The sequence below is a fragment of the Klenkia taihuensis genome (genome assembly GCF_900112525.1).
Lineage (GTDB): Bacteria > Actinomycetota > Actinomycetes > Mycobacteriales > Geodermatophilaceae > Klenkia > Klenkia taihuensis.
In genome coordinates, this window is record NZ_FOMD01000001.1 from 1,284,320 (window position 1) to 1,295,844 (window position 11,525).

Annotated in this window: 6 protein-coding genes; 5 read left to right on the forward strand and 1 reads right to left on the reverse strand. The window is 78.0% G+C overall.

Features of this window, described 5'->3' with window-relative positions:
* Positions 1–15 precede the first annotated feature (15 nt).
* Both BM158_RS06410 and BM158_RS06415 read left to right on the forward strand, forming a co-directional pair.
* On the forward strand, positions 16–3,288 hold the full coding sequence (locus tag BM158_RS06410) for an ATP-dependent helicase (RefSeq protein WP_091555620.1): 3,273 nt from the start codon (positions 16–18) through the stop codon (positions 3,286–3,288).
* Complete coding sequence (locus BM158_RS06415; protein ID WP_091555622.1) at positions 3,285–6,647, forward strand: ATP-dependent helicase; 3,363 nt, start codon at positions 3,285–3,287, stop codon at positions 6,645–6,647. The genes BM158_RS06410 and BM158_RS06415 overlap by 4 nt, the downstream gene beginning before the upstream one ends.
* 19 nt (positions 6,648–6,666) lie before the next feature.
* Here the strand turns inward: BM158_RS06415 and BM158_RS06420 are convergent, their stop codons facing one another.
* Complete coding sequence (locus BM158_RS06420; RefSeq protein WP_091555624.1) at positions 6,667–7,500, reverse strand: alpha/beta fold hydrolase; 834 nt, start codon at positions 7,498–7,500, stop codon at positions 6,667–6,669.
* A gap of 51 nt (positions 7,501–7,551) precedes the next feature.
* On the opposite strand from BM158_RS06420, the gene BM158_RS06425 reads away from it, so the two are divergent.
* Genes BM158_RS06425 through BM158_RS06435 form a run of 3 tightly spaced genes read left to right on the forward strand, consistent with a single transcriptional unit; the run spans position 7,552 to position 11,504 of the window.
* A complete protein-coding gene (locus BM158_RS06425; protein WP_229827608.1) occupies positions 7,552–8,982 on the forward strand; it encodes a M20/M25/M40 family metallo-hydrolase in 1,431 nt (476 codons plus the stop codon).
* 9 nt (positions 8,983–8,991) lie between these two features.
* On the forward strand, positions 8,992–10,641 hold the full coding sequence (locus tag BM158_RS22000; protein WP_207506202.1) for a serine/threonine-protein kinase: 1,650 nt from the start codon (positions 8,992–8,994) through the stop codon (positions 10,639–10,641).
* A complete protein-coding gene (locus BM158_RS06435) occupies positions 10,638–11,504 on the forward strand; it encodes a DUF2510 domain-containing protein (RefSeq protein ID WP_091555626.1) in 867 nt (288 codons plus the stop codon). The genes BM158_RS22000 and BM158_RS06435 overlap by 4 nt, the downstream gene beginning before the upstream one ends.
* Positions 11,505–11,525 lie beyond the last annotated feature (21 nt).

Sequence of the window (11,525 nt, forward strand, 5' to 3'; positions counted from 1 at the left end):
TGGTGCCATAGCGGCATGAGCGCAGCAGGCACGAGCGCCACGGGCACCGCCGAACCGGAGTACCGGCTCGTCCTGCCCTCGGGCGCCCACCCGGCGCCGCCGGTCCTCGACCCCGCCCAGCGCGCCGTCGTCGACCACCGCGGCGGGCCGCTGCTGGTGCTCGCCGGCCCGGGCACCGGCAAGACCACCACCCTCGTCGAGGCGGTCGCCGCCCGCATCGAGGCCGGCCACGACCCCGAGCAGGTCCTGGTGCTCACCTTCAGCCGCAAGGCGGCCGCCGAGCTGCGCACCCGCATCACCGCCCGGGTGGGCCGCACCATCCGCGAGCCGGTGGCGCGCACCTTCCACTCCTACGCCTTCGGCGTGCTGCACCGCGCGGCCGCCCTGCGCGGCGACCCGCCGCCGCGGCTGCTCACCTCCGCCGAGCAGGACCTCACGGTCAGCCGGCTGCTCGCCGGCGACGCCGAGGACGACGGCGTCCGGTGGCCCGCCGACCTGCACCCGGCCCTGGGCACCGCCGGGTTCCGCCGCGAGCTGCGCGAGCTGCTGCTGCGCGCCACCGAACGGGGCCTGCCGCCGCAGCGGCTGGCCGAGCTCGGGCGGGCGCACGACCGGCCGCACTGGGTGGCCGCGGCACGCTTCGCCCGGCAGTACGCCGAGGTCACCGCGTTCGAGACCCTGTTCGGCGGGTCCGGCAGCGGTTTCGACCCCGCCGAGCTGGTCCGCGAGGCCATCGAGGAGCTGCGCGCCGACGACGCACTGCTGCGCGCCGAGCAGGCGCGCGCCGGGTGGCTGTTCGTCGACGAGTACCAGGACACCGACCCTGCACAGGTGGAGCTGCTCGAACTGCTGGCCGGGGGAGGCCGCGACCTGGTCGTGGTCGGCGACCCCGACCAGGCCATCTACGCCTTCCGCGGCTCCGAGCCGCGCGGGCTGCTGGAGTTCCCGCAGCGCTTCCGGCACGTCGACGGCCGGCCGGCCGGCACCGTCGCGCTCGGGGTCTGCCGGCGGTCCGGCGCCGAGCTGCTGCGGGTCAGCCGCCGGGTCGCCGAGGGCCTGCCCGGCCCGTGGGAGCACCGCCGGCTCACCCCGGCCGAGGGCACCCCGGCCGGCGAGGTCGAGGTGCACGTGTTCGACACCCCCGCCGTCGAGGCCGCGCACGTCGCCGACGTGCTGCGCCGCGCGCACCTGCTCGACCGCGTGCCCTGGTCCCGGATGGCCGTGGTGGTCCGCGGGTCGGCGGCGCTGGGGCCGGTGCGCCGTGCCCTGGCCCAGTCGGGGGTGCCGGTCGCGGTGTCCTCCGACGACCTGGCGCTGGCCCAGCAGCCGGCCGTCGAGCCGCTGCTGGCGGCGTTGCGGGCGCTGCTGCCCGACCGCCGCACCGATCCGCCCGGCGAGCTCGCGACCGACTCCCCGGACCCGGCCGGCGCCGGCCCCGCCGGGACGGTGCCGGCCGGGACGGGCCTCACGGAGTCCGGCGCGGAGGCCCTGCTCGCCTCGCCGCTGGGCGGGGCCACCGTGCTCGACCTGCGCCGGCTGCGCCGTGCCGCACGCCGGGCCCTCGTCGAGCGCGGCGTCGACCCCGCCGAGCGCGGCACCCCGCTGGCCGACCTGCTCGCCGACGCGACCCTGCTCGACGAGGTCCCCCAGCCGGTGGCCCGGCCGGCCACCCGCGTGGCCGGGGTGCTGGCCGCCGGGCGGGTCGCGCTGCTGCGGGGCGGGTCCGCCGAGGACGTGCTCTGGGCCATGTGGCAGGCCAGCGGGCTGTCCCCGAGGTGGGCGGCGGCCAGCGCCGCCGGCGGTGCCGCCGGTGCGGTGGCCGACCGCGATCTGGACGCCGTCGTGGCCCTGTTCGACGCCGCGGCCCGCTTCGTCGACCGGCTGCCCGGCGCCCAGGTGGCCGACTTCGTCGACCACTTCGGCGCCCAGGAGCTCCCCGGCGACGGCGGGGCCGCGCGGGCACCGGCGGGGGAGACCGTCCGGGTGCTCACCGCGCACGCGTCCAAGGGCCTGGAGTGGGACCTGGTCTGCGTGGCCGGGGTGCAGGAGGGCGTGTGGCCCGACCTGCGCACCCGGGCCAGCCTGCTGGGCGCCGAGGACCTCGTCGACGTCGCGGCCGGCGCCGACACCTCCACCCTGGACCGGCGCACCCTGGCGCTGGCCGAGGAGCGGCGGCTGTTCTACGTGGCGGCCACCCGGGCCCGCCGGCGCCTGGTCGTCACCGCGGTCGACGCCGGCCTCGACGGCGGCGACGTCGGCGCCAACGCCTCCCGCTTCCTCGACCTCGTCGCGCCCCCGCCGGCCGACGGCGACGGCGTCCGCCCGCACACCCCGCTGCCGCGGGCGTTGACCCTGCCCGCGCTGGTCGCCGACCTCCGCCGCGCGCTCACCGACCCGCACACCCCGGCGGCCCGGCGGTCCAGCGCGGCCGCCGTGCTGCGCCGGCTGGCCGAGGAACGCGTCCCGGGCGCCGACCCGGCCGGCTGGTGGGGTCTGCCCGAGCTGTCCGACGACGCCCCGCTGGCCGCCCCCGACGCCGTCGTGCGGGTCCGGCCCTCGGCGATCGACACCTTCCAGCGCTGCCCGCTGCGCTGGGTGCTCGGGTCGGTCGGCGCCGAGGCCTCGCCCGAGACCACCCGCACCGTCGGGTCGGCGGTGCACGACGTGGCCCAGCAGGTCGCCGAGGGCCTGCCCGCCGACCGCGCGCCCGAGGTGCTCGCCGCCGAGCTCGACCTGCTCGACCTCGGCCCCGGCTGGTTCGACCAGCGCCAGCGCGACCGGGCCCAGGAGATGCTCGCCAAGTTCCTCGCCTGGCACGCCGGGACCCGCCGCGAGCTCGTCGCGGCCGAGGAGGACTTCGACGTCGTGGTCGGCCGCGCCCGGCTGCGCGGCCAGGTCGACCGGCTCGAGCGCGACGACGAGGGCCGGCTGGTGGTCGTCGACCTCAAGACCGGCAAGACCCCGCCGCGCACGGTCGAGGAGCACGGCCAGCTCGCCGCCTACCAGGTCGCCGTCGCCGAGGGCGCCTTCGCCGAGCACGGCACCGTGCCCGGCGGAGCGGCCCTGCTGCAGGTCGGCGGCACGCAGAAGGCGGCCAAGGAGCACACCCAGCCGCCGCTGCCCGGCGACGTCCCGGCCACGACCACCTGGGCGGGGGCGCTGGTCGCCGAGGTCGGCGAGGGCATGGGTGCGGCCACCTTCGAGGTGCGCACCGACACCGACTGCGACCGCTGCTCCTTCCGCCGCAGCTGCCCGCTGCAGGAGGCCGGCCGGCAGGTGACCCGGTGACCCGCCGGGCACCGGCCGAGGGCCAGCTCGCCCTCGAGCTGCCGGGCTTCGTCGCGCCCGCCCCGACCGCGCTGCCGGAGCTGCTCGACCCGGCCGAGGTCGCCCGGCGGTGCGGGCTGTCCTACGCCCCGTCGCCGGAGCAGGCCGCGGTGGTGCAGGCCCCCGTCGACCGGCCGATGGTCGTGGTCGCCGGGGCCGGGTCGGGCAAGACCGAGACCATGGCCGCCCGCGTCGCCTGGTTGGTGGCCAACCAGCTCGTCGCGCCCGAGGCCGTCCTCGGCCTGACCTTCACCCGCAAGGCGGCGAGCGAGCTCGGCGCCCGCATCCGGCTGCGGCTCACCGCGCTGGCCGCGCACCCCGACACCGACCCCGACCTGCGCGCCCGTCTCGAGGTGGCCACCCCCACGGTGGCCACCTACCACGGCTACGCCGCCGGGATCGTGGCCGAGCACGGCCTGCGGATCGGGGTCGAGCCCGGCGCGGGCGTGCTGGGCCCGGCCATGTGCTGGGGCCAGGCCGCCACGGTCGTCGCCGCGCACACCGGCGACATGGCCGACGTCGCGCTCGGCCTGGTGAGCACCACCGAGGACGTGCTGCAGCTGGCCGCCGAGCTGGGCGAGCACGACGTCACCCCCGACCAGCTGCGCACCTGGACAGACCGGCTGCAGGCGCAGGTGCACGCCTACCCGGTCACCGGCCGCACCAAGGGCCCCTACGCCGAGGTGCTGAAGATGCTGGGCCGGCAGCGGGCCCGGGTCGCGCTGCTGCCGATGGTCGAGGCCTTCGAGGCCCGCAAGCGCGCCGCGGGCGCCATCGACTACGCCGACCAGGTCGCGTCCGCCGCGCGGGTCGCCACCACCTCGCCCGACGTCGGCCGCCGCGAGCGGGCGCGCTGGCGGGTGGTGCTGCTCGACGAGTACCAGGACACCTCCGTCGGCCAGCTGCGCATGCTCGAGGCCCTCTTCGGCGGGGCCAGCCACCACCCGGTCCTGGCGGTCGGCGACCCCCGGCAGTCGATCTACGGCTGGCGCGGTGCCTCCTCGGGCACCATCGAGCGGTTCCCGCGCACCTTCCCGGGCGCACCCGACCGCCCCGCGGCCCGGCTGACCCTGTCCACCAGCTGGCGCAACGACCACGCCGTGCTGGCCGTCGCCAACCGGGTGGCCGCCGACCTGCCGCAGCCCGCCGGCGCCGCACCGCTGCCCGACCTCACCGCCGCGCCCACCGCGGGCCCCGGCGAGGTCCGGGTAGCGCTGCACCCGACGGTGGCCGAGGAGACCGTGGCGCTGGCCGACCGGCTGGCCGCCGAGTGGCACGGCGCCGGCCGGGCACCGGGGGCGCCCCGCCCCACGGTGGCGGTCCTGGCCCGCCGGCGCGCCCAGCTCCCCGGCATCGCGGCGGCGCTGCGCGAGCGCGGGCTGCCGGTCGAGGTCGTCGGCCTGGGCGGGCTGCTCAACGTCCCCGAGGTGTCCGACGTGGTGGCCACCCTGACCGTCCTGGTCGACCCCACGGCCGGGGACGCCCTGGGCCGGCTGCTCACCGGGGCCCGGTGGCGCATCGGCCCGCGCGACCTCGCCGCCCTGGAGGCCCGCGCCCGCCACCTGGTGCGTGAGCGCCGGCCGGGCCCCGAGCCGACCGCACCGGCCGGGGCCACGGCGGGCGGGGAGGTGGCCGCTCCCGTGCTGCCGGCCGAGCGCGGGAGCATCGTCGAGGCGCTGGACGACCTCGGCGCCCCGGCGGCCTACTCGGCCGAGGGCCATCGGCGGCTGCGCCGGCTGGGCGGGGAGCTCGCCGTGCTGCGCGGCCGGCTCGGGGAGCCGCTGCCCGACCTGGTCGACGAGGTGGTCCGGGTGCTGGGCCTGGAGACCGAGCTGGCCAGCCACCCCGACGCCAGCCCCGGCGGTGCCCGCACCCACCTCGACGCGCTGCACACCGTCGCCGCGGAGTTCGCCGACCTGGCCGAGCTGCCCTCGCTGCCGGCGTTCCTGGGCTACCTGTCCGACGCCGAGGTGCGCGAGCGCGGGCTGGAGCCCGGGGAGGTCGCGGTCAACCCCGAGGCGGTGCAGCTGCTCACCGCGCACTCGGCCAAGGGCCTGGAGTGGGACGTCGTGGGCGTGCCGGGCATGACGGTCGGCCAGTTCCCCAGCCGCACCGACACCGCCGACTCCTGGATCAACGACCCCGGTGCAGTGCCGGTCGACCTGCGGCGCACCGACCGCGCCGAGCTGCCGCAGCTGCGGCTCCCGGTGCCCGGGTCCGGCGACCAGGCGCAGGTCCGCGACGCCCTGGGCGACTACGTCGCCGAGTGGAAGGCCTTCGGCGCCGACGAGGAGGTCCGGCTGGGCTACGTCGCGGTCACCCGGGCCCGCCGGCTGCTGCTGTGCTCGGGCAGCTGGTGGCGCGACGGCGTCAAGCCCAACGGGCCGTCCAGCCTGCTGCTCGCCGTGCGCGAGGCCGTCGAGGCGGTCGGGCCCGAGCTGGGCGGGGTCGACACCTGGGCCGACCCGCCGCCCGACGGCGCGACCAACCCCGCGCTGGCCGAGTGGCCGGTCGGCGTCTGGCCGGCCGACCCGCTGTCGGCCGGTCGGCGGCGGGCACTGTCCGCGGCCGCCGAGCTGGTCGGCGCGACCCGGCCGCACCCGTTGCGCGAGCCGGGGTTCGGTGCCGCCGAGGACCCGGTGGTCGACGAGTGGGTCCGCGACGCCCAGCTGCTGCTGCGGGAGCGGGCGGAGTCCGGTCGCAGCGCCACCGAGGTGGCCCTGCCCGGGCACCTGTCGGTGTCCGCGCTGGTCGCGCTGCGACGTGACCCGGCGGCCCTGGCCCGCAGGCTGCGCCGGCCGCTGCCGGCCGCGCCCGCGCCGCTGGCCCGCCGGGGCACCGCCTTCCACCTCTGGCTGGAGCAGCGGTTCGGGGCCTCCCGGCTCATCGACCTCGACGAGCTCCCCGGCTCCGGCGACGCTGCGGCGGCCCCCGACGAGGCGCTGACCGCGCTGCAGGAGGCGTTCCTGGCCAGCGAGTGGGCCCACCGCCAGCCGGTCGACGTCGAGGCCCCGTTCGAGACCCCGCTGGGCCCGCTGACCCTCCGCGGGCGCATCGACGCGGTCTACGGCACCGACGGCGAGGGCGACGGCACCCGGTACGAGGTGGTCGACTGGAAGACCGGCCCGGTCCCCGGTGCGGCCGAGCTGGCCGCGGTGGGGGTGCAGCTGGCCGCCTACCGGCTGGGCTGGTCCCGGCTGGTCGGGGTGCCGGTGGAGCAGGTCAGCGCCGGCTTCCACCACGTCCTGGCGGGGGTCACCCTGCGGCCGGTGGACCTGCTCGACGAGGACGGCCTGGTCGCCCTGGTCACGGGCGGGTGACCCCGTGGACGGGGCGGGCTCAGCCGCGCGCGACCCGGTCGAGCACGGCCGCGGCCAGCTCCCGCGGGGCGGTCTCGGGGATCCAGTGCGAGACGCCGGTCAGCTCGACGAACCGGTAGTCCCCGGTCACCTGGTCCGCGCACGCCTGCGCCGCGGTGCGGCCCACGGCCATGTCCTGGTCGCTCCACACGTAGGTCGTCGGCACGTCCACCGGGTCCAGCGGCGTCGAGGAGCTCATCGCCCGGTACCAGTCCAGCGCCGCGGTCAGCGCGCCCGGCGCGGACAGGTGCGCCACGTACTCCTCGATCGCCTCCGGCGGGACGTCGCCCAGGATCCGGTGCAGCCGGCGGGCGTCGTCCTCCAGCAGCACGCGCTCGGCCTTGTCCCGCTGCCAGAACAGCTTGATGTAGGCCGAGCGCTCCTTCTGCTCGGGGTCGGCCCGGTAGGCCAGCGTGTAGGCCGTCGGGTGCGGCACCGAGACCGCGGTCAGCGTGCGCACCCGGTCGGGGTGCCACCCGGCCAGCGCCCAGGCCACGTTGGCGCCCCAGTCGTGCCCCACCACGTCGGCGGTGGGCAGGTCCAGCGCGGTCATCAGGTCCGCGGTCACCGCCGCCAGCGCCGGCAGGGCGTAGGCGTCGGTCTCGCCGGGCCGGGCGCCGGGGGAGTAGCCCAGCTGGTCGGGGGCGTACGTGCGCAGCCCGGCCTCGGCCAGCAGCGGCGTCACCGCCGACCACGACAGCGAGGTCTCGGGGAACCCGTGCAGCAGCAGCACGGGGCGGCCGTCTTCGGGTCCGTCGGTCCGCACGTCGAAGACCAGGTCGCCGACGTCCACCTGCAGCAGGCCCGCGCTCATGCCCGCGAACGTAGCCCGGCCCGGCCCGGCGGGCGCGTTACGGTCGCCGGTGTGAGCACCAGCGTGAGCAGCAACCCCGAACGCGACTTCGTCACCGGCCACCTCGACGACCTGCACGCCGACCTGGACGCCTGGCTGCGCATCCCGTCGATCTCCGCGGACCCGGCGCACGCCCCCGACGTCGAGGCCAGCGCGCAGTGGCTGGCCGGTGCGCTGCGCGGGGTCGGGTTCCCCGTCGTCGAGGTCTGGCCCACCGCCGGGGCCCCCGCCGTCTACGCCGAGTGGCCCTCCGCCGACGCCGGCGCCCCCGTCGCCCTGGTCTACGGCCACCACGACGTGCAGCCGGTCACCCCCGAGGACGCCTGGACCCACCCGCCGTTCGAGCCCACCGTCGTGCAGACCGACCTCGGCCCGGAGCTGCACGCCCGCGGCGCCATCGACGACAAGGGCAACGTCGCCTTCCACCTGCTGGGCATGCGCGCCCACCTGGCCGCCACCGGCCGCGACACCCCCGCCGTCACGGTCAAGCTGCTGGTCGAGGGCGAGGAGGAGTCCGGCTCGCCGCACTTCCGTGCCCTGCTCGAGGAGCGCCGCGACCGGCTGGCCTGCGACGTGGTGGTGGTCAGCGACACCGGCATGGCCGCCCCCGACGTCCCCAGCGCGGTGACCGCGATGCGCGGCCTGGCCGACGCCGAGATCACCCTCCGGGGCCCCGGGGTCGACCTGCACTCGGGCTCCTTCGGCGGCGCGGTGCCCAACCCGCTGCACGCGATGGCGTCGCTGCTGGCCGCGCTGCACGACGAGACGGGCCGGGTGACGCTGCCCGGCTTCTACGACAAGGTCCGCCCGCTCACCGACCGCGAGCGCGAGCTCATGGGCCGGGTGCCCTTCGACGAGGCCGCGTGGCTGGCCGGCCCGGCCGCCTCCCGCACCGCCGCCGGCGAGGCCGGGTTCAGCACCCTGGAGCGGATCGGGGCCCGGCCGACCGCCGAGGTCAACGGCATGTGGGGCGGCTACACCGGCCCCGGCCACAAGACGATCGTGCCGGCCGAGGCGCACGCCAAGGTCACCTTCCGGCTGGTCGCCGACCAGGTGCCCGCCGACCTCGCCGACCAGGTCCGGGCCTGGGTGGCGGCGCACGTCCCCGACGGCATCGAGGCCGAGGTGCACGTGCCGCCGGGCGGGGTCAGCCCCTGCGCCAGCGACCTCGACCACCCGGCGATGGCGGCCCTGCTGACCTCCATCGGGCAGGCCTTCGACCGCGACGCCGAGGACGTGCTGTTCACCCGCGAGGGCGGCAGCGGTCCCGAGGCCGACCTGGTCGACGTGCTCGGCGCCCCGCTGCTGTTCCTCGGCGTCGGGCTGCCCACCGACCGCATCCACGCCCCGAACGAGCGGGTGCTGCTGCCGATGCTGCACCGCGGCGCCGAGGCGGCCGCTCACCTGTGGCGCGAGCTGGCCGCCGTGCCGTTCGCCCGCTGAGGGGCCGGCGTGGACGCGGGTGACACCTTCGGCCCCTACCGGGTGCTCGGCGTGCTCGGCCGGGGCGGTATGGGCGAGGTCGTGCGCGCCCTGGACGACGAGCACGAGCGCGAGGTGGCGCTGAAGGTCCTGCACCCGCAGTGGGCCGACGACGAGTCCTACCGGGAGCGGTTCCGCCGCGAGGCCAAGGTGGTGGCCCGGCTGCGCGAGCCGCACGTGGTGCCCATCCACCGCTACGGCGAGGTCGACGGCCGGCTGTTCCTGGACATGCGCCTGGTCGAGGGGGAGGACCTGGCCACGCTGCTGCGCCGCACCGGCCCGCTGGACCCCGCCCGGGCCGTCGACGTCGTCGGCCAGGTCGCCCGCGCGCTGGACGCCGCGCACGCCGACGGCCTGGTGCACCGCGACGTCAAGCCCTCCAACGTGCTGCTGGTGGCCCGCGCCGACGGCGGCGACCTGGCCACCTCCGTCGCGGGGGACGACTTCGTCTACCTGGTCGACTTCGGCATCGCCCGGCCCGTCGGCGAGCAGACCGGGCCCTCGCTGACCGGCACCGGGCTGACCATCGGCAGCACCGAGTACATGGCGCCCGAGCGGTTCCACGGCAGGGAGCTGTCGCCGGCGACCGACGTCTACTCGCTGGCCTGCGTGCTGTTCGAGGCCCTCACCGGCCACCGGCCCTTCCCGCCCGGCGACGCGGTCGCCCAGATGTACTCCCACGTCAACGCCACCCCGCCGCCGCCGAGCCAGCTGCGCTCCGGCCTGCCGCAGGTGCTCGACGGCGTGGTGCTGCGCGGCCTGGCCAAGGACCCCGCGCAGCGCTGGACGTCGGCCGGCGGCATGGCCGCGGCCGCCCGCGCGGCGCTCGGCGTCAGCGGGATCGAGGTGCCCCGCCCCGCCGAGCGGCCGCCGGGCCCGCGCGGCACCGCCCCGACGGTCGTCGGCGGGGGTGCCGACGACGGCCGCCCGGCCACCGCGCTGGGGCCGGCACCCGCCCGCACCAGCGTGCAGCCGCCCGCCTTCCCCGGGCCGCCGCCGTGGGCCCCGCAGGCGGCGGTCGCCGCGGGTGGGGCGCCCCGGCGGCGCGGGCTGCAGGTCGCCGTCGCCGCACTGGCCGTGCTCGCGGTCGGGCTCGGGACGTGGGCGGCGATCGCCACCGTCCGCGGCGGGCAGGCCCGCGCCGACCTCGCCGACGCCCGGCAGGCGCTGCTCGCCGTCGACCTGCCCGGCGACGTCGACCCCGCGGCCTGCACCCGCACCGACCCCGGCGACGGGGCGGTCACCGGTCTGGACTGCGGCGTCAGCCCGTCCGCCGACGGGCCCAGCAGCCAGTCCTACGCCCTGTTCGGCTCCCCCGAGGAGGCCGCGGCCGCCTTCGACGACCTCGTCGCCCGGGACGGGCTGGCCCAGCTGGACGGCGACAGCTCCTCGGACTGCTCGAGCTCCGACGGCGACCAGGGCTGGGTCCGGCTCGCCGACTTCGACGACCAGCCCCTCGGCCGGCTGTCCTGCTCGGTCGATGCCGGCGGTGCGCCCCGGCTGACCTGGACCTGGGACGACCGCTCGGGCTACGCCACGGTCACCGGCCGCGGCGGTCAGCAGGGCCTGTCCGAGCTGCTGGGCTGGTGGCGCGACGAGGCCGAGCGGGACGACCTGTGAGCGGGCCCGGGCCGGCCCCCGCCGGCTACTACCCCGACCCGGACGGCGCGCCCGGGATGGTCCGCTGGTGGAACGGCGTCACCTGGTCCGACGTCACCACCCCGGCCGGCCCCGGCGTCACCACCGGGCTGGGGGAGACCACCTCCCGGCCACCCGCCCCGGCCTGGCAGCCCCCGCCGGCCCCGCGCGGTCCCGGGCGGGCCGTCGGCATCGCGGTGGCCGCCGTCGTGGCGGTCGTGGTGGTCGCGGCCGTGGTCGTCGTCGCGGTGGTCGCCGGGCGGCCGACCGCCGACCCCCGGCCGACCGGCGTCGCCGGGCCGGTCCCCACCGGCCCCACCTTCGCGCCGGGCACCGTGCAGATCGTCGACGAGGCCGCCGGCATCGCCTACCCCTTCCTCGGCGACGGCTGGTACGAGTACGTGCTCCTCCCGCCGCTGGAGACCACCTCGGTGCGCGGCCAGTACTTCGTCACCCAGGACGCCGTCCCCGACGGCGGCGAGTTCATCGCCCAGATCACCTCCGGCCCGGTCGCCGAGGGGTACGGCTGGACCGGCCCCGGCAGCGAGCAGGCCACCGTGGAGACCCTCGCCGAGAGCGTGCGGGCGAACTACTACCCCGGGCCCAACGAGCGCGAGGAGCTGCGCGACGAGGCGGTGACCGTCGACGGCGCCCCGGGCTGGCTCTACGAGTTCACCCTCAGCTGGGACGCGGAGGGCTACGACGCCACCGGCGAGCGGGCCGCACTGCTGCTGGTCGACACCGGCCTCGCGGCCCCGGCGCTGCTCTACCTGTCCATCCCCAACACCCACGCCGAGCTCTACGGCGTCATCGACCGGGTCGTCGAGGCCGTCGACGTGCTGTGACGACCTGCGCCTAGGCTCGGG

Bases quoted from the DNA above. Each gene is read 5' to 3' on its own strand.
- BM158_RS06410 (WP_091555620.1), top strand. From the start codon at position 16: ATGAGCGCAGCAGGCACGAGCGCCACGGGCACCGCCGAACCGGAGTAC.
- BM158_RS06420 (WP_091555624.1), bottom strand. From the start codon at position 7,500: ATGAGCGCGGGCCTGCTGCAGGTGGACGTCGGCGACCTGGTCTTCGAC.